The organism is Algoriphagus namhaensis (assembly GCF_042649705.1).
Lineage (GTDB): Bacteria > Bacteroidota > Bacteroidia > Cytophagales > Cyclobacteriaceae > Algoriphagus > Algoriphagus namhaensis.
Window position 1 is genome coordinate 22,643 of record NZ_JBHRZS010000002.1, and the last position, 21,137, is coordinate 43,779.

The window sequence follows — 21,137 nt, forward strand, 5'->3', positions numbered from 1 at the left end:
CTAGGCCTGATCAAATTTATATCCTACACCCTTGACAGTTTTGATGTAATCGTCTCCTATTTTTTCACGAACCTTACGGATATGTACATCCACAGTACGTGCAAGTACAAAGACATCTGCACCCCATATATTATGGAGTAGTTCGTCTCTGGAAAAAACGGTATTAGGGTTTTTGGCTAAAAAGTAAAGCAGTTCAAATTCCTTTTTAGGGAGCGAAATCTGGTTTCCATCCTTTTCTATGGTATAGCTTCCGCGATCAATGAGAAGGTCTTTTGCCTGGATTTTGGTCTGTTCTTGTTCCTTTTTGGATTCTCTGCGGAAAAGCGCAGCGATCCGACTCATCAAGGCTCTGGGCTTAATGGGCTTCGTGATGTAATCATCCGCGCCCACATCAAATGCAGCCACTTCGGAATATTCCTCCATTCTTGCCGTGAGGAATATAATAAAGGTGTTTTTCAATTCGGGGATTGCCCTCAGCTGCAAGCAGGTCTCTACCCCATCTTGCTTCGGCATCATGATATCGAGAAGGATTACATCTGGGAAAAACTTAGATGCGGTTTTCACACCTTTAATGCCATCTTCGGCTGTTTCTACCTGATAGCCTTCTTTTTCCAGATTATACTTCAGGATTTCTACGATATCCGGTTCATCGTCTACGACTAGGACTTTGATCTTATTCTTTTTTCCCATGATACCTGGCTACAATTAGTTGATTAAAAATAATGATTATTTAGGCAAAAAAGCCAAATAAAGCACCGTTATGATTTGATCACGAAAGAAAAACAAAAGAATAATTTGAAAAAAAGGAAAGACGTTAACTTAATGTTATCCTATTGTTCAGTATGGGTTGATTAGCCCTTTGGCAGATACGATATCCAGATTCAATGAGCCAAGAAAAAGGTTGGCTTTGATGCGAACGGGGATTTTGTTCGCATCTTGGGTTACCCAGACTTTGATTGGATACTCTCCCCGAAAAAGCTTGTTTTTTGGAATCTGAGGGCTAAAAACAAAGGTGTCTTGCATCCCAAAGACTGTTTCAATTTTTTCCTCACCCTCGTAGATGAGCTTGATATTGTAGATTTCTTTATCAAAGAAGCCACGAATCACCACTGTTTCCCCAGGGTCGAGAGCTTTCAAATTCATGGTTCGAAGCTGATAAAAGCCACTGACGATGTCCTGTACTTCTCCCGGCAGGTCAAAAAGTCGCTTTTCCTTCACCCTAACATTATCCCTATCATATAAAGTGAGGTATGCTTTTTTAGCTTTTTGGTCAAAGTCTATCACTTCATGCTTGCGATAGTTTCCTTCCTCGATGTGACGGTAAGACTGTGAAGGTAGAATGGTCTTTTTGTTCAAATAGGTGCCCCAATTATCATTTACCTTTCCAAAAATGGTAGCGGCACCCTTGGTCTTGCCAAAAACATCTATTTTGAAATGCTCCTCCCCATTCATTTGCTGTGGGCGTTTGTGAATTTCTAGCTTTGCATCTGCTAGATTGAGCCAACCATAGCTGACCTCAAAGTTTAATACCTCCCCATATTCAAAGGGTAAAGTAGAAGTCATAGTCTGTCCGCAAACCCTGCCAAAGGCTGTCAGAAAAATCAAACTAATTAAAAAGGATGTTTTGCGCATGACTTGCTCAGACAATACGTGACAATTTTGTGTGGATTTTAAAATTTGATTCAAAAAATCATGGTGAAAGGTAGCGGAAATTACGAATTTAGGGCTGCAAAACAAATGAGAAAACCTCTCTTGGTAATCCCTCATTGTTTGACTAATTTCACTTAAATTGAATTCTTTACTAATCAACTCATGAGTAATAACGCAGAAAAGTTAAAAGCTTTACAACTGACCATTGACAAACTGGAAAAAACCTATGGCAAAGGTACAGTAATGAAGCTGAGCGACAATCATGTTCTAGATATTCCGGCGATTTCGACGGGTTCTTTGGGGCTTGATATGGCTCTAGGAATAGGTGGAATCCCACGTGGGAGAGTCATCGAGATTTATGGTCCAGAATCTTCTGGTAAGACCACCCTCACCATGCATTGCATCGCTGAAGCACAAAAAGCGGGAGGACTTGCTGCTTTTATTGATGCGGAACACGCTTTTGATAAAACCTACGCAGAGAAGCTTGGGATTGATATTGACAATCTACTGATTTCACAGCCAGATAATGGAGAGCAGGCGTTGGAGATAGCTGAGCATTTGATTCGTTCGGGAGCTATTGATATTATCGTGATTGACTCGGTGGCGGCTTTGGTTCCAAAGAGCGAACTCGAGGGCGACATGGGAGATAGCAAAATGGGTCTGCAAGCACGACTGATGTCTCAAGCATTGAGAAAGCTTACCGGAGCCATAAACAAAACGGGCTGTGCCTGCATTTTCATCAATCAGCTTCGTGAGAAAATCGGGGTCATGTTTGGAAATCCTGAAACGACCACTGGTGGTAATGCACTGAAGTTTTATGCTTCTGTTCGTCTGGATATCCGTAGAATTGGTCAGATCAAAGAAAGTGCAGACAATGTGCTTGGTAACCGAACCAAAGTAAAGGTGGTGAAAAACAAAGTAGCACCTCCTTTCAAAATTGTCGAGTTTGATATTATGTATGGTCAGGGTATTTCTAAGGTAGGTGAAATCCTAGACTTGGGTGTTGAGTTCGATATTATCAAAAAGGCTGGGTCATGGTTCTCCTACAATGGAGAGAAACTTGGCCAAGGTCGAGATGCAGTAAAAAACATCCTGCTAGACAATCCTGAATTGATGGATGAGTTAGAGGTAAAAATCAAATCTGCTGCAGGTTTGACTCCAGCAAAAGCAATTTTAGAAGAAGAAGAGGATTAATCTTTAAACTTTCAATTCATAAAAAAAGGGGATCAATTGTGATCCCCTTTTTTTGCTTAAAGCCGAATTAGGCTCGGATAGCTTCAACCGGATCAAGTCTCGCGGCTAAAGTAGCTGGGACAATCCCTGATACTATTCCGATTATTGAAGAGACACCTAGTCCGAGTACAATGTTTTTAAAGGATAGAACCAATTCCAAACTCCCCAGTTGCATAAAACTTAAGAAGTACACTAGCACGATCCCGGTCAATCCGCCGATCAAGCTTAGGCAAACAGCCTCAAAAAGAAATTGGAAAAGGATGAAATAATTTTTTGCTCCAAGAGATTTTTGAATCCCGATGATATTGGTTCGCTCACGTACCGAGACAAACATGATATTGGCGATCCCAAATCCACCAACCAGAATGGAAAATCCACCGATGACCCAGCCTGCAGCTGAGATTACATCGAATACAGATCCTATGGCATTCTGAACAAATTCAGTCTTGTTTAGCGCAAAGTTGTTTTCTTCTTTTGGTTTCAGGCCTCTTTTGGCTCGAAGTAAACCTGCCATTTCATTTTCAAGCTCGACAAGTCCAATGTCATCTTCACTTCCTTTGGCAGCGATGGTCGGTTCTACACCACGTCGTCCGCCCACATAGTACATTTTGGAAAAGGCACCAAAAGGAATTAGAGCGGTTTGATCTTTGGATGAAATCTCAAATAGTCCCTCACCCTCTTTTTCAAATACTCCTACAACTGTGAATTTCATTCCTCGAATCTTCATTTCTTTGCCCACAGCGGGCGAATTTGGGAAGAGTGTGGTAGCGATCTCCTGCCCAATGATGGCGACATTTCGCGCTGCCTTCACTTCTGAATCTGTAAAGAACCGGCCTGTTTCTAGAGGCACATCAAACACTTCTGGGTAGGTTTCCAAGACTCCGGTGATCTGAGTTCCTTCATACGCACTGGATCCAGCCTTTACCGTAGTTCCTGCAGAAACAGAAATTGTGATAGCTTCAGCGCTTTTAAGTCTTTCTTGAAGAAATTCATATTCTTCTAGAGATCCTGGAGGTCTTCGGAAATATTTCCACCAAGGGTAATCCCGACCATCATCGGTGAAGGGAAATCTACCTACATTGATCACGTTGGTTCCTAGAAAATCAAATGAAGACTTGATGTTGTTTTCAAGGGAATCCACCAAAGTAAAAACTGCGATAATGGCGAATATACCCACAGTTACCCCGAGGAGTGAGAGTACAGTCCGGGTGAGATTGGTCTTTAGAGCGTCTACAGAGAAAAGGAAACTTTCCCAGATTAGGGCAAGGACTTTCATGCTTTTACTAATAGTTGGTTAAAACAATTTGTCAAGTTAGCTGAATTTAGGCATTATTGTTACTATCTTTGCACTTTTTAGAGTTAATCTAGAATAATTAAAATCTTTCTTTCACTAAAGCCGCTTTATGAAATTATCAAATTTCAAATTTGACGTTCCCAAAAAACTTGTAGCCCTATATCCCGCTGATAATCGAGATGAATCACGATTGATGGTGGTTCATCGAGATACTGGTGAAATTGAGCATAAAATGTTCAAAGATATTACCGATTATTTCAGCGAAGGAGATGTCTTTGTGACAAACGACACGAAGGTATTCCCAGCTAGGTTGTACGGTAACAAGGAAAAAACAGGTGCCGAAATCGAGGTTTTTTTGTTGAGAGAATTGAATCCTGAGCTTAAACTTTGGGATGTGCTTGTGGATCCCGCTCGTAAAATCCGTGTTGGAAATAAATTGTATTTCGGTGACAGTGATTTGGTCGCTGAGGTCATTGATAACACTACTTCCAGAGGGCGAACGATCCGATTCCTTTTTGATGGAACAATGGAAGAATTTCACAAGACGATAGATTCATTAGGTGAGACGCCATTGTTGAAGGAGTTTATCGAGCGAAAAGTGGAAGCTGAAGATCGCGATCGCTATCAAACGGTTTATGCAAAGAATGTGGGTGCTGTGGCAGCCCCAACCGCAGGATTGCATTTTACTCCGCACTTGCTAAAAAGACTAGAGCTTCAAGGTGTAGATGTGACATCGATTACTTTGCACGTAGGTTTAGGTACTTTCAGAAAAGTGGAAGTAGAGGACCTTACCAAGCATAAAATGGATTCGGAAAATTATTTCATACCCGAAGAGACAGTTAATTTGGTAAATCGTGCATTGGATGAGAAGAAGCGTGTGGTTTCAGTGGGAACTACTTCACTTAAGACCATAGAGTCATCTGTCACTGCCAATGGTCGATTGAAAGAGAGTTCTGGCTGGACGGATAAGTTTATCATCCCACCTTACGAATTCAAAATTGCCAACGCATTGATCACAAACTTCCATCTTCCGGAGTCCACTTTGCTGATGACAGCTTCAGCATTTGGAGGATATGACCTCGTGATGAAAGCCTACAAAGTGGCCATCAAAGAGAAGTACAAATTCTTCTCCTACGGTGACGCGATGTTGATATTGTAAAATCTTAAAGTCCCAACCGGGGCTTTTTTTATATTTGATTTTTTAATCAAACATATAAACCCTGTGGAAAAATACGCGGTGATCGTGGCCGGAGGCAAAGGAACTCGAATGGGTACAGACCTACCCAAGCAATATCTACCCATAAAGGGCTTGCCAGTGTTGATGCGATCGATCCAAAAATTTCATCTAGCTGAACCACTTTGCAAGTTGATTTTGGTGATCCCAAGTGTTGATTTTGAATTTTGGAAGGGGCTTTGTGCCAAATATGACTTCGCTGTGCCGCATCAGGTAGTAGCAGGAGGGACTTCTCGCTTCCAATCGGTCAGCAACGGCTTGGCAGTTATCGAAGGCACAGAAGGCGTCGTGGCTATCCATGACGGGGTACGTCCATTCGTAGCCGTTGAAGTGATCCAGGAGAGTTTTCTGGTAGCGAAGAAAGATGGCAGTGCCATTGCTGTAGTGCCCCTGAAAGATTCGCTGCGCAAACTCACCGATTCCGGGGAATCTTTTTTCCAAGAGCGACAGCAATTTAGGTTGGTTCAAACCCCGCAGACATTTCAAGTCTCCAAAATCAAAAAAGCATTTGAGGTGGAGGAAATCCCACAATTTACCGATGACGCCACAGTGTATGAGTTCCAAGGCTGGCAGGTATCCTTGATTGATGGAAATTTAGAGAACATCAAGATCACCACTCCTGATGATCTCAGCTATGCCGAATACCTACTAAGCAAGGTCGGTTAAAATTCCCGCTACATTTTCACCGACTTTTTTGTAGTCTTTACCGACTGTTCCCGGCAGATAGCCTATTTGATATGGGCTAGGAGTGATTAGCTATCTAAGTTTGAGCATCATTTAATTCTCAAAACCATGAAAAATAACAACTCAAACGACTCCGGTATCATCTTCGGTTTTTTAATCATTGGGGTGGGTGTCTTGATTCTTGCCCGCAAATTGGGATTCTTCGTTCCAGATTGGATCATTTCCTGGCCAATGATTTTGGTAGCTATTGGTACCTTCACATTGATCAAACATGGCTTCAAAAGCTTTTTTGGATCCGTTGTTCTTGGCCTTGGACTCTACTTTCTTTTTGAACGAGAATTTGGCTTCGACTTTGGGATCGAGCGATTTATCTTCCCCGTAGCTTTGATTTTGCTAGGTATTTACCTGGTGACTCAAAAGCGTAAGGAAAACAATATCCTTGCCGATGTGCAGCGGAAGATGGATGCTAGTATGAAAAATCTGGATGATCAGTTGAATTCAGGTACAAGCGATTCAACTTCTCAGGGAAATCCCTTCGTGGCCAAAGGAGCTACTTTCTCAGAGCGACTTAATGTGGACGCCATTTTTAGTGGCGTGAATAAGCGTGTGATGACCAAAAACTTTCAAGGCGGTAAATTGACTGCGGCGTTTGGAGGGATTGATTTGGATTTTACTCAAGCCGACTTCAATGGCATGGTAACCGTTCAGGTGGATGTAATTTTTGGTGGGATGAAACTTGTTGTTCCACCGCATTGGGATGTACGAACAGAAGTGACCAATATCGCAGCGGGGATTGAAGACAAAAGGATCTATCGTGAAGCCGAAGTAGATCCACAGAAGGTCTTGGTTCTAAAGGGAACTGTTTTCTTCGGAGGTTTGGAAATCAAATCATTTTAACGAGATTCCAATCTTAAAATAGTCACCATTTTGTTTTCCAAAGCATTTTCTAATCCCATCAAAGCAAATTGGATAATCCAAGGAGCCAGCTTAGTCTGGATCCTTGGGTCTTTCGTTTTGCTCAAATTTTATGGATTGGAAACGTCAGTAGCACTTTTGGATGCAATAATTTTTGGGGGACTTTTCCAATTGGGAGTCATGCTCTTGGATCGGATTTTCACCTTCTATCTTCCTAAAAGTGGGAGTATCTGGTTGCTTTTGATCCTTCCATTGATTTTAAGCGTGGTGGGGGTAGTAATACATTATTTCTCATTGGAGTTGTTCTTTGATGAGCATCCAGGCTATGTTGACTTTCTAGCAAATGCGATTCCCATCCGCATGGCTGTCTATTGGATAAGTTTGACATTAGTTACCTTGATCGCCATAGTGGTGGGTAAATTAGAGCAGCAGGAAATAATTCAAGATCGTGAGATCATGATGCAGGAACTATCTAAAGAAGTCGAATTGACTCAATTGCGGCAGCAACTTCAACCTCATTTTCTTTTCAATAGCCTAAATTCCATCAATGCACTCGTCGTGAGCCAACCTGACAAGGCTAGAGAAATGGTTTTGCAGCTTTCTGACTTTCTTCGTGGAACGATTCGAAAGGATCATCAAAAATGGGTTCCGCTAGCTGAAGAGCTCAATTACCTGAAGCTTTATCTGGATATCGAAAAAGTCCGCTTTGGCCATCGCTTGGAAGTGGATTTGGATGTTGCTGAGGAAGTAGAGGTATTTAAGATACCTCAGCTTCTGATCCAGCCACTGCTAGAAAATGCGATCAAACATGGACTGTACGGTACTACTGAGCAAGTCAAAATCTCTTTGAAGGCGAACAGGGTAAATAACTATCTCGAGCTCATTTTGGAAAATCCTTTTGATCCAAATCACTCCTCACCCAAAGGGACAGGCTTTGGGCTTAGTTCTGTAGAAAGGCGATTGTTCTTACTTTTCGGAAGGAAAGATCTCCTTCAAACTGGAGCAGAGGGGGCACTATTTAGAGTTTCAATCAAAATTCCGCAACTCAAATGATTCGAGCCATAATCATAGATGATGAGCCATTAGCAGCAGGCGTGGTCCAAGAATTTCTAGCAGAACTCCCAGAATTCGAGGTGGTGGCAATGTGTCAAGATGGCTTTCAAGGGCTGAAGGCAATCCAAGAATGGAAACCCGATTTGATTTTTTTGGATGTTCAGATGCCCAAAATTACCGGTTTTGAGATGCTGGAATTGGTGGACAATCCTCCAGCAGTGATTTTCACCACAGCATACGACGAATATGCGGTGAAGGCCTTTGATGCCCGGGCTATTGATTATTTGATGAAGCCTTTTTCTAAAAGTCGATTTCAACAAGCGGTGGATCGATTTTTGAAAAACCGAACTTCTGAAGCGGTTCAGGAAGAAGGGGATGGGTTAGATAACCTGGCTGAAAAAAATCACCGATTGGTGGTGCGCGTAAAGAATGAAATCAAAATAATACCAACGTCGGAGGTTCGTTTTTTTGAGGCGCAGGATGATTATGTGGAGATTCATACCCCGGAAGGAAAATTCCTAAAAAAGATGACCATGAAATCTCTGGAACAAGCTTTGGAAGAAGGTAAATTTGCACGGACGCATCGCTCCTTCCTTGTGAATATCGATCAAATCACCAAAATAGAGCCTTATGAACGAGACAGCTACTTACTCATGCTGAAATCCGGCGAAAAGATTCCGGTGAGCAAATCGGGGTATTCACGACTAAGACTTGTACTTGGGTTATAAAAAAAGTCCCGCGTGGGACTTTTCTATTTAATACTCATCTTCATTAAAGAAGAAATCATCTTTTGTCGGATAGTCCGGCCAAATTTCCTCGATGGTTTCGTAAGGTTCCCCATCGTCTTCCAGCTCTTGGAGGTTTTCAACGACCTCCATAGGTGCGCCTGAGCGAATACCGTAATCGATCAATTCATCCTTGGTTGCTGGCCAAGGGGCGTCTTCAAGATAGGAAGCTAGTTCTAGTGTCCAGTACATAGTTATTAATATTTAATCGTTCCGGATTTTAAAGTGTGCAAAAGTATAAAATTTTTGAAATATTCAATCTTCTACTGATTATTTAAACGAAAGTTGTCTAAGAATATAATTTTTTACGTCAACTTTCCGCTTCAAAGCAGATAATTTTTTCATCATCGCAATTTCAAAGTCCTTTGTTTGTACTCGGAAATTATCCGAATTGTTTTGAACATTCTCCAACTCCGATTGATCTCTTCTCAATAGGTCCTTTAAAAGGGCTATTTTGAGCTGTTTTTGATCCGCTTCAGACTTTGAATCAAAGTCATCGTATTTATTTTTTACTAGGCGCTCCAAAAAGGATTTCTCGAAAATGATATCCGAAAAAAACTGAAAGGATTTTGCGGCCATGTTTGCTTCCCGAGGTTTACGTGGAGGTAGTTTTCTCCACTCCTGCTGGATTTCTTTTGCTTCATTGATTACCTGATAGGAAGTGGGTTCGCCTGCCAGTCGCTTAACTTTTGCAGTGAGCTCCTCCACTTTTTTAATCACTTCACGTGGGTGAAGGGTTGGGCCAGGATTGAGTGCTCGCTTGTACTTTGAGAAAATCCTATTGTTGAGTTTTGAGAACTCATCCCAGAGGGGCTGCCTTCTTTCGGCTGGAACCTTACCAGATTGTTTCCATTCTTTTTGAATCCGCTTGGAGATTTCAAAGGCCATTCTGACATCAGGCAAGTCATGCGCCTCTCTGGCTTGTTCCACCAAAGCCTCGTATACCTTGATGTTTTCATCCGCTTGCAGCGAAAGTCCTTCGTAGTAATGTCTTCGGTTTTCGAAGAAATTTTGAACGTAAAATTCAAACTCTTCCTCGATTTCTGCTTCAACGGCTTTTTCTACCGGACCGGTTTTGATCCAACGTATTTTGAGTTCCTTGTAGAAGTCCGTGGTGGCTTTCCAGTCCGTATCGTTAGTCTTGGTCGCGGCTTCTTGGATCAAAGCTCTCTTCAGCTCGAGATTCTTTGCTCGATTTCCGGCTATGATTTCATTGAGATAGGTCTCTTGCTGCTCAAGATCCTTAATCAAACTCACGAAATCACCCAAAGCATCAGGCGTCATCAAAGATTCTTTGAGATGCACCAGCTTCATTAGGAATGAGCCCTTATTTTGATTCTCAGCAATATCCTGCTTGAGTTTTTCTACTTTTTGCTTGAGGAGTTCGAATCGATTTTCAAAATATGCGATCGTAGAGGCTTCATCCTCCTTGACTTCACCTATCTCACGATCTTTCTGCCCCAAGAATCCCTTTAAAAAAACTTTATTATCCTTGATATATCCGTAGGGATGCTCCATGCACTCTAATAGGTTAGTTGGTCGGTTTCAATTTTGCAAATTAATTAATTCAAATGCACTTATCCTAAGAAAGGGCTTTTTTTGCCATCTTTGAAGTCAAAGCAAAAAACTACAAAATAAAGACCCATGAGTGCAGAAAAAATCATCTTTTCCATGGCGGGGGTATCCAAAATTTACCCTCCCCAAAAGAAAGTCCTCAATAATATCTATCTCTCATTTTTTTACGGTGCCAAAATCGGCGTGCTAGGTCTGAACGGATCGGGTAAGTCATCTCTTCTAAAAATCATCGCTGGCATGGACACCGAATTTCTCGGCGAAGTGGTTTGGTCTCCTGGCTACACTGTGGGTATGCTGGAGCAGGAACCTAAGCTTGACCCTTCCAAAACAGTGAAAGAAGTGGTGGAGGAAGCGGTAGCAGATACCGTGAATCTGCTGAAGGAATTTGAAGCCATCAATGAGCAATTTATGGATCCAGCCCTCATGGAAGATCCCGATGCGATGAATAAACTCATCGAGCGTCAAGGTGCAGTTCAAGAAAAACTGGATGCAGCCAATGCCTGGGAACTCGATGTGATGCTGGATAAAGCTATGGACGCATTACGACTTCCTCCAGCGGATGCCAACGTTGCGAATCTTTCGGGCGGTGAAAAGCGAAGAGTGGCACTTTGCCGTCTTCTGCTTCAGGAGCCAGATGTTTTGCTTCTCGATGAGCCTACCAACCACCTCGATGCCGAATCGGTACATTGGCTTGAGCAGCATTTGCAGAATTACAAAGGAACGGTGATCGCCGTAACGCACGATAGATACTTCTTGGATAATGTAGCCGGTTGGATTTTAGAACTGGATCGTGGAGAGGGGATTCCTTGGAAAGGAAACTATTCTTCTTGGCTAGATCAAAAGCAAAATCGACTGAAGCAGGAGGAAAAGACAGAATCTAAGCGTCAGAAGACCCTAGAGAGAGAGTTGGAATGGATTCGTATGACACCCAAGGCCCGACAGGCCAAAGGAAAGGCAAGACTTAGTGCATATGACAAATTAGTGGGCGAGGACGCCAAGGAGAAAGAAGCCAAGCTGGAGCTATTTATTCCTCCAGGGCCAAGATTGGGAGCCAAAGTCATCGAAGTGAATGGGGTGTCCAAAGCTTATGGAGATAAATTGCTTTTTGAAGATCTCACTTTTGCTTTGCCGCAGGGTGGTATCGTCGGTGTCATTGGTCCGAATGGTGCAGGTAAATCCACACTTTTCAAACTGATTACCGGTCAGGAAAAACCAGATGCAGGTCATTTCGAAGTCGGGGAGACGGTCCAACTAGCCTATGTAGATCAGGGGCATGATATCCTCGATCCTGCCAAATCGGTGTATCAGACCATTTCTGAAGGAAATGAATTTATCAAACTGGGCAATAAAGAAGTAAATGCCAGGGCCTACGTTTCGAAGTTTAACTTCGGTGGAGGTGATCAAGAGAAAAAAGTAGGCGTACTCTCAGGAGGGGAGCGAAATAGAGTACATCTCGCCTTGACGCTGAAAGAGGGAGGAAATCTTCTTCTCCTTGATGAGCCCACCAATGATCTGGACGTAAACACACTTCGAGCGCTTGAGGAGGCACTGGAAAACTTCGGAGGATGCGCGGTGGTGATTTCCCACGACAGATGGTTCCTAGATCGTATCTGTACGCATATTCTTGCCTTCGAGGGAGACTCGCAGGTGTATTGGTTTGAGGGTAATTTCTCTGACTACGAAGAGAACAAGAAGAAAAGGTTGGTAGATGTGACACCCAAGAGAATTCGGTATAAGAATTTGAAGTAAGACTGAAAGCTAAAATCAGAATTCTCAAAGGAAGTCGTCATTGCAAATGCTGTGAAGCGATCTTTCTGAAATGAATAAAACCTCCGAGGTAAAGGTACTTCGGAGGTTTTTTCGACTTACATGTGTATATATTTTTGTGGGTTTACTAGGGTTATGACCCAAGAGCTCTTGGATATGCCATGGGTCCGTACGTCCTTTCAAAAGAAGGGTAGCGAACGAGTGTCTAAGCCAATGAAGTGTGACAGGTTTTTTAATCCCCGCCTTCTTCACCGCTGACTTTAGCACTTCCTGTAAACTACTGCCACTATACACCTTGCTTTTATTCATCTGTTTTAAAATAGTTAATGAATCGTCTTTGGATGTATGTTTACTTAATATCACTTCATACTCTTTTGAAGTTATGAATGCTTTTCTCTTGCTTAAAAGCGACTCTTAAATTTTTGTCTCGTTATAAGAAGAACTAATAATGGATATTTTCATGGATTCAATTGTGTGGTTTGGGAAGTTCTTTTTGAATTTCAATTCATTTTTTGTGAAATGGAAAAATTTAAGTTTCCTCTAGCCAGTTTATTGGATGTGTCTAATTTCAAAGCTTGGTTACAAGCTTCAATAGCTTTGTCATACTTTTTGAGCTGATTGTATGCTGCACAAATATTATTAAAAGCAGCACTGCTAAGTGAAATTTCATTTGACTTCTGTGCAGCTTTTATACAAGATGAAAAATCTCCATTATTATAGAATTTTAAACTTAAAGCTAAAAAATCTTCTGCAGATGAATTCTTAGTATTCGAATTGCGATTTTGTAATTCAGTAGCATTAATTGCATCGGACAAGTTGTTTTTTGCAAGTGTAAAATCTGGTTTAAGGTTTAATGCCTTAGTGTAAGCTTTAATGGCTTTATCATATTCACCTAATCTAAAGTGGGCAATTCCAATGTTGTTGTATGCTTCTGGATAATTATTTTTTAAACTTAAAGCTAATGTTGCTGCAGAAATGGTTTTTTCAAATTTGTTAGCTCTAAAATAGTGGAGGCTTAAATTGAGATATTTTTCCGCTGATGGTTCAATGTGTGCTTCTTCTTCCAAAATCATAGAGATGGACTTCTTATTTTGAGCTATATTTAAATATTTCCTAGCTATGCCATTATTTGGTGATTTGTTCAAGGTTCTTTCAGCTAAGTTTTTTAATTTATCCCAGTCTTCTGCTTTATGATGGAGGTTTAACAATAACACCTGGGCATGCGTATAAGTAGGTGAAATTCTTAGGGCCTCTGATAACAGATCCTTAGCTTCTTCAAATCTATTGTTCTCATTCAAATATCTGGCATAATAATATAAGGCACTGTGGCTATTTGGATTTAATTCTAGCGCTTGTTTAAAATAGTCTTCCGCCTCAATTTTATCTCCCATTGCATTGTTTAAAATGCCTAGATTAATATATAATGTGGCATAATTTGGATTTAATAGAAGAGCTTGTTTGTAGTAACTCTCAGCATCAGCATATTCTCCTTTAGCCATTAGTGCCAATCCGTAATTCATTAAACCGCGTCCATTGTTGGGGCTCTTAATGGTAACATCCTTCCATAAACTAAGTGCATTGTTCCAAACTTTATTTCGTTGTCGTACCCCATAAACATTGGCTGCTAAAAAGACAATTATTCCAATAAAAATGATAGTCTTTGCTTTTTGGTTTTTTAGAAAATGGTGTAGATATTTCTTTAAGAGATAATTTGTGCCAAACACAAAAGCGATTGTTAATCCGATGTATGGAATAAACGTCCGATGGTCGTTTAATACCTCCGCAAAAGGTATAATGGAAGAAGTTGGTAACAAGGATATAAAAAACCATAAGAATCCAAATGAAAATAGTCGAGTTTCCTTCTTGTTAGAAGCTCTTAATGCTACATAAACCAGTAAAGTAATAATCACAATTCCAAGTATTGCTCTATAGTCGAAAAGAGAAGTATAGACCACCCAATCGGTATCTGCCGATAAATTATAAGGAATAAAGTAGGTGGCGATATAGTGCGCCATAACCATAGGTTGAGTTATCAGATAATTAAACGTGCTTACCCCCCCTGGATTAAAGGTAATTGGCCGTATGTTTGTATAGAATATATAAAAAGCGATCGTTAAAATAAATGCTGGTAATGCTTTATAAAGAGACTTTAATGTTTTTTTGAATTCTTCTTTTCTATAAAAGTGAAATAGATCAACCTTTTCTTCAAATATTAATAAATAGAGTAATAATAGAGGAGCAAAAACAAACGCCATCTCCTTAGCAAAAAATCCAATTAGCGGAAATAAAAGATAGACATAAAATTTCCTCCAAAAGCCTCTGCTGAGAAATGCCACAAATCCGGCAAGGACAGATAGTGCAGCAGTAATTTCTGCTCGTTGGATGATGTAATTCACTGTTTCTGCATTTGCACAGAGAAAACCAAAAATTGCGGCACATAAAAGTGCCCAATACTTGTTGTCTTCTGAATAGTTGATTCGGTCTAATAGCTTTTTGATAAAGAGTCCTATTAAAAAACAAGTGATTAAGAATGTGAGAAATATATGGATATGAAATACTTTGGTGTCAAGACCATCTCCAATTTTGTAATCAATTGCATTTTCTAATGTTGTTAAAGGACGATAGCTTTGATTAGAAGGTAATGAACTAAACGTACTTCCATCCGTAAAAAAAAGCCTGACATTGATTTCTTGAATGGCACTGTTGCTTTCAATAGTATGACTATCATCAAAATGAAAAGAATTTGAAAAATGATTTGAATAGGCAAATATCAATGTAGCTAATGTAATGCCTACCAATATTAGAAAACCCTTCTTTTTGATATAACTTGAGTTGTTTTTACCTGAAGTGTTGCTACCTTTCATTTTGATCGAATTGTAATACATACAAATAACACAAATTGTTTTGATTTTTCCATGGTGCGCTAATCTTATCTTAAAAATTAAACTGGAAAGAATATTTTTTTGAATAATTAGACACAGTTCGATGGTTACAGCGAAAGTCAAAATACAAGAATGACTCTATGCAGCTGAGGCAGGTCAAAGATACAGCCTTCGTGAAGAGGATATTCATCGCTTGGGAAATTTCAAACACTTCAACAGTTACATCGGTCTGAAGCCAATTCTACACCTGAGTGGTGAAGCAGATCGAAAAGGATATATGACTTACCTGGATCATCAGGTTTTGCGGAGCTCGCTATTTAAGTTCACCGTAACCACATTTCAACAAGTTCTGCTAATGCTGACTCGATTCCAAGAATTTTGGCTAGGAAATACTGGAAAGTGAGCCATTGTAATTATTGCAAGAAATTTACTCTCAAGAATCTATCAAGTGCTAAAGGCCAAGGAAGCGTTTAAGATGGGCTATTCAAATTAGTTCTTATCGGAGATCTCTGAACAAGCCTTATACATGCTGCAAACCTCTAATTCCCATACAGATGTCGGGACGTGAGTTCAATTTTTTGAAACTCTTGTATGGTTTGGGGCTTGAGCAGGTACTGAACTAACCTGAAACTGGCGCTCCTAATTAAGAGACTCTTGATAGCCTGTCCCGATGAATATCGGGTGGAGTATGGCTTTTCCGCCAGAGGTGACTAAGTGTTTTTTATGATTTGTTATAAGGTTGGAGCTTTTTGGGAATACTATTAATATCGATACTAATGGCTTGTAATAAAAATTGAATTCCCAAAATAATTGGTAAAGCGGCAAGCATTATGGTTCCAGAATTATTTGCAGTGTTTTCCATAATACCCATTATCCAGCTATAACCTCCAAAGAACAAACCAAATAAAAGTAGGGGGATAGAAATTAGAAAATAGATTGAGGCCATATTAAAATTATAAATATAGTATTTGTAAAATATTCTTTTGATTAACCCCTTCAATATTTTTATAGGAAAATTTAAAATAACCCTTTTTATGTTGAGATTACTAGTCTCATCCCCATAAATTGCAGAAATAGAAATATCTTCAACGACTTTGTTTAAAAGATTTAAATTTATGAGCATGTCGGTCTCAAAAAAATATCTATTATCAATTTTATTTAGGTTTAGTTCACATAAAGAATCCTTAGAAATAGCACAAAATCCATTTGTTGGATCCATAATGTCCCAATAGCCTGAAGCCAATTTTATAGTAAAAGATAAAAAACTATTACCAAAAAGTCTTATTTTGGGCATTCTTTTTAGTGCTTTGAAATCATTAAAACGATTCCCTTTTACATAATCAGCCCTATCATAGAGTAAAGGGTTTATTAGTTTTACAATTTCATTTGGATTCATTTGGCCATCTCCATCCAATTTAATTACAATATCACTTTGTAGCTCAATCGCCTTTTTAAAACCACTAATTACAGCTCCTCCAACACCTTTATTTTTTTTATGAAATATAACTTCCACAATACTTATATCCATTTCCTTTACTAAGGCACCAGAATTTTCGGGACATGCGTCGTCTACAACTATTATTTTGTCTACAAACTCTGGTATTAAGTGAATAACACCTCTAATTTGTTTAGAGACTTTATAGCAAGGAATGACAACAGTAATTCTTTTATTCAATTTCATGAACATTTCCCGTTATTTTTCTAAATTTTACATTGAGATGAATCATCAAATATCGACTCAAAATTGGGGGATTCTTCCTGCAATAGATATAACTTAGGCAGTGACGTATTAGTAATTTATATAGACATATCTGATCCAAAACCTGCTTTTTATTACATTGAAACACAAATTTTTTGCTATTGATTCTTTTTCCAATCATAAAAAATTTTAGTAACGTATAAGAATAGCAAACAAAACGATTAATATTAATAGAAGTCTTGAGATCTAGATTGTATAAAGTTGCTCATTATTTATTGATATATTTTTAGAAGATGTTTTAGGGAGTTTCCTATTTATGATGTCATTTAATTTTTTTATTGTTGCTAACGTTTTATGATTCTGCGTTTTAATGCAGTTTAGGTTTTGTTAGCCAAAGTTTTAAGGTAGTTTTTAGCCTTTTCTTTATCTGGATTTCTACTTTCATAAAATCGGTAGAGACCTATATTTTTGTTTAACCCAAAAACTTTACATGTATTACTATTATAAAAAAAGTTCAATACTTCTTCTATTTCCTTAGCTGTATTCACATGTTCAAATTTCATTAGATTTCCATATTCTAGCCCATGCCTCAATTTGAATTCCAAGCCTGTTGTCATTTTCCAAGCCAAGGTCCATAAAAATGTTCCTTCATTCGGAATGCTTGTCCTTAATGAACCATTTGGATCTAATAATAGACATGATTTTGCCACAACTTTTGGCAAGTCAGTTATATGTTCAAACGTTGCAATAGATGTGATTCTATCATATTGGTTAGAAATATCAACTTCATCAATATCCCTATAAACGCTTCTGATTTTTTTCAGGTCTGAAGAATTTAGAAATAAAGCTTCGAAGGGTTCAACTATATCATAATAATCAGATTGTTCGTATTTTAATTGGTTTAGTGTTCCAGCACCTATTTCCAGTGTTCTTTTATCATGATAGAAAGTAACATCAGAACTCACTTTTTTATGTAGCCATTGTTCCATTTTTTGAGCTAATCCAGAAGCAGGTGTATCCCCGTCACGATTTGACTTGTAATGTTGATTGTAAATCTCCTTAATTCCTTTGGATAAAGGAGGCCTCGTTTTTGGATAATTTTCAAACATAATGTGTTGCAATTTTGGCTGAAGAGTCGCTACACGCAACCAGGTGCGTATATATCTTATATGTTTTGTTTCGGGAAATTTGTGAAATTCGGCTTTATTATCTGAATATTAGCTTTATCTGATAACAAATGGATACAAACGGATAACTTTCCGCTTGATTTTTTTTTCGCTTTTTGATAGAGTTGTAAGATCGTCATTTAGCCCTTGATTCGCAATAGCTATTACTGGGTATTTTTTAATTTTGATGAGAGTCGCCTAGAAGTTTTAGGGGATGCGTTTTGTCTTTGGCACCTAACTCGATCGAAGTGCGCCACCTTAAGAATTGCCCAGCACTTGCCCCTGAGGATAGTATCATATTTTTCCTAGGCTCCAATTTTAATTACACCTTTATGTCATTAAGGGATTTGTAAATTCATCTCTTAAAATAGTTAAAGTCATTCCACAAAATTTGTCGAGATCCATTTCCACACGTTAAAACTACGAGCTCTACTTGGACAATTACTTCCTTTTCAACGTCAGCACTGTTATCTCCGGCCAGATTCCCACTCGCCCGGGAAAGGCTAGGAATCCAAAGCCTCGGTTCACATGTAAGTAGCGACCCATTTCTTCGTATAGTCCTGCCCATTTGGGATAGCGAAGGGATGCCGGACTCCATTTGATCCATCCTGGGATCTCGATCCCGAACTGCATGCCATGGGTATGGCCACTTAGGGTAAGATGGATAAATTGGGAAAACTTTTTCACCTCCTCATCAAAATGGGAGGGATCATGACTCATCAGGACTTTAAAACTTTGATCACTGAGGTTGGCTGTAGCTTTCGGCAGATCGCCATGCTGCGCAAAACCCTTTCCCCAGTTTTCCACTCCAATCAGGTCTATGCTTGCTCCGCCCCTAGTGATTTTCACATGTTCATTTCTTAAGAGCCTAAACCCCAATTCCTCTTGGATATCGTATAGCCGCTGCATATTAGCGGCCTTGGCTTCTTCGCTCGGCCAAGCCACATAGTCGCCATAGTCATGATTGCCGAGAATAGAGTATTTGCCCATGGGAGCTTTAAGCCTTTGGAAGGTTTCCATCCAAGGCTCCATCTCCTTTGCTTGATTATTGACCAAATCCCCGGTGAAAAGAATGATATCCGAATTCTGCTGATTAATCAGATCTACGCCATATTCCAGCTTCTTTTTATCATCAAAACTCCCCGAATGTATATCTGAAATCTGAGTGATGGTAAAGCCATCAAATTCTTCGGGCAAATCCTCAAATTCCAGGGTGTGCTTCATCACTCGATAGCGGTATTTCCCAATCAAGACTCCATGTAGGATCCCCAAAAACGGAACGGCTGCGAAAGCTAAAGCGGTTTGGCTGATGAATTTTCTTCGATCGGGTAAAAAATCCCCTTCTCTTCCCCCAGCTAGTGATTGAAAGGCTCCCGAGAAAAAACGTAGAATATCCTCTCCAAAAAGAAATGCTAATACAATTAATTTGGGAATCAGGGAGAGAATAAGAATGGAAACCATTTTCCCAAAGCTAGGGCTCATGGCCTCTCGGCTGAAGGTTAGAAATCCATAAGCCACATAGCCATACACCAAAACTGAAAAGGCCCAGTAGGCTACTTTAACCCAAGTATTTGAGGGGAAGGCAGTTTTGAAAGCCTGGTATGAATACCAGTCGATCAAGGCTATAAAGATCAAAAAGATGAAAATTCGAAAGAAAACCACAGCAGGAGAGTTTGATTTGGATATAGTCTTAAACTGTCAAAAGTACCTGAAAGGTTCTAGAAAAAGCAAGCAGGAAAGGAATGACAGAGAGGCTTTAAAATTTAAAAGCTATATGAACTTTATTGCCCCAAGTCTTTTGCTTTTCAGTCTTTTGGTGAAAAATCCATTGGCTTTTCTTTTTCTTTGTAAAGGAATATATTCCAAACAAGCCTATTGACCTATGAGACAACCTCTTTTGCGGCCCGGAGCCGAAGAACTCTCCTATGAAATCCGTGGTATCGTCAAAAAAGCCCGACAGATCGAAGCCCTTGGTTACGAGATCACTTGGGAAAATATCGGCGATCCTATTCAAAAAAATAATCGAGTCCCTGAGTGGATGAAGGAGATCATTGCCGATCTGCTGCAGCAAGACAAAACCTATGGATATGCTGACTCGAAGGGAGTGCTCGAAACCCGACAGTTTCTAGCTAATCTAAATAATAAAAACGGGGGCGTGCAAATCTCTGCGGAGGACATCCTTTTCTTTAATGGGCTGGGTGACGCGATTGCTAAACTCTACCAGTTCCTTACCCCAACGGCTCGCATTATCGGTCCTTCGCCGGCATATTCCACCCACAGCTCTGCCGAGGCTGCCCATGCAAATACCTCACCGATCACGTATAAACTCGATCCGGACAATCAGTGGCTACCGGATGTGGAGGATTTGTATCTGAAAGTTCGGTACAATCCCTCTATCGTCGGAATCCTAATCATCAATCCAGACAATCCAACTGGGATGGTTTACCCTCGAGAGGTATTGGAAAGCTTCGTGAAGATTGCCGAAGAGTTTGATTTGCTACTGATTATCGATGAAATCTACCAAAACATTACCTATAATGGAGTCCGAGCTGTTCCGCTGACAGAAGTGATCGGGGCAAGACCTGCCATTTCCCTGAAAGGCATATCCAAAGAATTTCCTTGGCCAGGCGCTCGTTGCGGCTGGATGGAGTTTTATAACCGGGAGGCTTCAACTGAGTTTTCAAAGCTCTGCCAGACCCTTGAAAACGCTAAAATGATCGAAGTATGCTCTACCATTCTGCCACAATTGGCGATACCTCGCATTATGAGTCATCCTTCTTATCATGACTATAGACAAAAAGCCAATGAAGCTATCGGGAAGAGAAGCGAGTGGATGAAGGAGATTTTGGGAGATATTCCGGGTATTAAATTCAACCCTACGCAAGGAGCATTTTACAATACCATCGTGTTTGATGAGTCGGTTTTGCATGCGGGACAAAGCCTGCCTATAGAAGATCCTAGGTTGAAGGCACTGCTTCAGACCTGGCTTGCAGATTCCAAAATGCCCTTAGACAAACGATTTGTTTATTACCTACTAGTTGCGGAGCGAATTTGCGTGGTACCTATTTCCTCTTTTTGCTCAGATTTGAGAGGATTTCGAGTGACCCTTTTGGAAGAAAAAGAAGAAGTATTTAAGGATACTTTCAGGAGACTGGGGAGAGCGATAGGGCAATATTTGAGGGCAGATTATGATGGCTGAA

General features: G+C 40.1%; 20 protein-coding genes. 10 read left to right on the plus strand and 10 right to left on the minus strand.

Translation table 11 applies throughout. The annotated features are described in order from the left end of the window. On the minus strand, nt 1–690 hold the full coding sequence (locus ACFOSV_RS00125; RefSeq protein ID WP_377902161.1) for a response regulator transcription factor: 690 nt from the start codon (nt 688–690) through the stop codon (nt 1–3). 147 nt (nt 691–837) lie between these two features. Then, nucleotides 838–1,632, minus strand: a complete 795-nt coding sequence (locus ACFOSV_RS00130) for a DUF3108 domain-containing protein (RefSeq protein ID WP_377902162.1) — start codon at nt 1,630–1,632, stop codon at nt 838–840. Nucleotides 1,633–1,812: 180 nt separating this feature from the next. Here ACFOSV_RS00130 and recA point away from each other — a divergent pair, with 180 nt between their 5' ends. Further along, nucleotides 1,813–2,844 (plus strand): recombinase RecA, encoded by a 1,032-nt coding sequence (gene recA, locus ACFOSV_RS00135; protein ID WP_377902163.1) that lies wholly within the window; start codon nt 1,813–1,815, stop codon nt 2,842–2,844. A gap of 67 nt (nt 2,845–2,911) precedes the next feature. Here the strand turns inward: recA and ACFOSV_RS00140 are convergent, their stop codons facing one another. After that, nucleotides 2,912–4,159, minus strand: coding sequence for an ABC transporter permease (locus tag ACFOSV_RS00140; RefSeq protein WP_377902164.1), 1,248 nt, complete (start codon nt 4,157–4,159; stop codon nt 2,912–2,914). 127 nt (nt 4,160–4,286) lie between these two features. On the opposite strand from ACFOSV_RS00140, the gene queA reads away from it, so the two are divergent. The 5 genes from queA to ACFOSV_RS00165 all read left to right on the plus strand — a co-directional run bounded on the left by queA (nt 4,287) and on the right by ACFOSV_RS00165 (nt 8,791). Then, the gene (gene queA, locus ACFOSV_RS00145) at nt 4,287–5,336 is read left to right on the plus strand and encodes a tRNA preQ1(34) S-adenosylmethionine ribosyltransferase-isomerase QueA (RefSeq protein ID WP_377902165.1); all 1,050 of its coding nucleotides are present in this window, start codon (nt 4,287–4,289) and stop codon (nt 5,334–5,336) included. Nucleotides 5,337–5,399: 63 nt separating this feature from the next. Further along, a complete protein-coding gene (locus tag ACFOSV_RS00150; RefSeq protein ID WP_377902166.1) occupies nt 5,400–6,077 on the plus strand; it encodes a 2-C-methyl-D-erythritol 4-phosphate cytidylyltransferase in 678 nt (225 codons plus the stop codon). A gap of 126 nt (nt 6,078–6,203) precedes the next feature. After that, nucleotides 6,204–6,992, plus strand: a complete 789-nt coding sequence (locus tag ACFOSV_RS00155; protein WP_377902167.1) for a LiaF transmembrane domain-containing protein — start codon at nt 6,204–6,206, stop codon at nt 6,990–6,992. A 135-nt stretch (nt 6,993–7,127) separates the two neighbouring features. Then, nucleotides 7,128–8,063, plus strand: a complete 936-nt coding sequence (locus ACFOSV_RS00160) for a sensor histidine kinase (protein WP_377902168.1) — start codon at nt 7,128–7,130, stop codon at nt 8,061–8,063. Continuing rightward, the gene (locus ACFOSV_RS00165) at nt 8,060–8,791 is read left to right on the plus strand and encodes a LytR/AlgR family response regulator transcription factor (protein ID WP_377902169.1); all 732 of its coding nucleotides are present in this window, start codon (nt 8,060–8,062) and stop codon (nt 8,789–8,791) included. The genes ACFOSV_RS00160 and ACFOSV_RS00165 overlap by 4 nt, the downstream gene beginning before the upstream one ends. A 27-nt stretch (nt 8,792–8,818) precedes the next feature. Here the strand turns inward: ACFOSV_RS00165 and ACFOSV_RS00170 are convergent, their stop codons facing one another. After that, nucleotides 8,819–9,040 carry a DUF2795 domain-containing protein gene (locus ACFOSV_RS00170; RefSeq protein ID WP_111322787.1) on the minus strand — a complete coding sequence of 74 codons (222 nt, stop codon included), beginning with the start codon at nt 9,038–9,040 and terminating at the stop codon, nt 8,819–8,821. Nucleotides 9,041–9,118: 78 nt separating this feature from the next. Beyond that, nucleotides 9,119–10,366 (minus strand): DUF349 domain-containing protein, encoded by a 1,248-nt coding sequence (locus tag ACFOSV_RS00175; RefSeq protein ID WP_377902170.1) that lies wholly within the window; start codon nt 10,364–10,366, stop codon nt 9,119–9,121. Between the two features lie 126 nt (nt 10,367–10,492). Between ACFOSV_RS00175 and ettA the strand changes: the two genes are divergently transcribed. Then, a complete protein-coding gene (ettA, locus tag ACFOSV_RS00180; RefSeq protein WP_377902171.1) occupies nt 10,493–12,172 on the plus strand; it encodes an energy-dependent translational throttle protein EttA in 1,680 nt (559 codons plus the stop codon). Nucleotides 12,173–12,196: 24 nt separating this feature from the next. Here ettA and ACFOSV_RS00185 read toward each other — a convergent pair whose 3' ends face one another. Beyond that, nucleotides 12,197–12,553, minus strand: coding sequence for a tyrosine-type recombinase/integrase (locus ACFOSV_RS00185; protein WP_377902172.1), 357 nt, complete (start codon nt 12,551–12,553; stop codon nt 12,197–12,199). 137 nt (nt 12,554–12,690) lie between these two features. Then, a complete protein-coding gene (locus ACFOSV_RS00190) occupies nt 12,691–15,054 on the minus strand; it encodes a tetratricopeptide repeat protein (protein WP_377902173.1) in 2,364 nt (787 codons plus the stop codon). A gap of 202 nt (nt 15,055–15,256) precedes the next feature. On the opposite strand from ACFOSV_RS00190, the gene ACFOSV_RS00195 reads away from it, so the two are divergent. Beyond that, nucleotides 15,257–15,475, plus strand: a complete 219-nt coding sequence (locus ACFOSV_RS00195; protein ID WP_449224148.1) for a transposase — start codon at nt 15,257–15,259, stop codon at nt 15,473–15,475. Nucleotides 15,476–15,793: 318 nt separating this feature from the next. On the opposite strand, the gene ACFOSV_RS00200 is transcribed toward ACFOSV_RS00195, so the two are convergent. The 3 genes from ACFOSV_RS00200 to ACFOSV_RS00210 form a co-directional block, all read right to left on the minus strand. Beyond that, on the minus strand, nt 15,794–16,753 hold the full coding sequence (locus ACFOSV_RS00200) for a glycosyltransferase family 2 protein (protein ID WP_377902175.1): 960 nt from the start codon (nt 16,751–16,753) through the stop codon (nt 15,794–15,796). A gap of 395 nt (nt 16,754–17,148) precedes the next feature. Beyond that, nucleotides 17,149–17,880 carry a hypothetical protein gene (locus ACFOSV_RS00205; protein WP_377902176.1) on the minus strand — a complete coding sequence of 244 codons (732 nt, stop codon included), beginning with the start codon at nt 17,878–17,880 and terminating at the stop codon, nt 17,149–17,151. Nucleotides 17,881–18,378: 498 nt separating this feature from the next. After that, nucleotides 18,379–19,572 (minus strand): metallophosphoesterase, encoded by a 1,194-nt coding sequence (locus ACFOSV_RS00210; protein ID WP_377902177.1) that lies wholly within the window; start codon nt 19,570–19,572, stop codon nt 18,379–18,381. A gap of 4 nt (nt 19,573–19,576) precedes the next feature. Between ACFOSV_RS00210 and ACFOSV_RS00215 the strand changes: the two genes are divergently transcribed. Together ACFOSV_RS00215 and ACFOSV_RS00220 are read left to right on the plus strand one after the other, a co-directional pair. Beyond that, on the plus strand, nt 19,577–19,816 hold the full coding sequence (locus tag ACFOSV_RS00215) for a hypothetical protein (RefSeq protein ID WP_377902178.1): 240 nt from the start codon (nt 19,577–19,579) through the stop codon (nt 19,814–19,816). A 3-nt stretch (nt 19,817–19,819) separates the two neighbouring features. Next, nucleotides 19,820–21,136, plus strand: coding sequence for a pyridoxal phosphate-dependent aminotransferase (locus tag ACFOSV_RS00220; RefSeq protein ID WP_377902179.1), 1,317 nt, complete (start codon nt 19,820–19,822; stop codon nt 21,134–21,136). Nucleotide 21,137 lies beyond the last annotated feature (1 nt).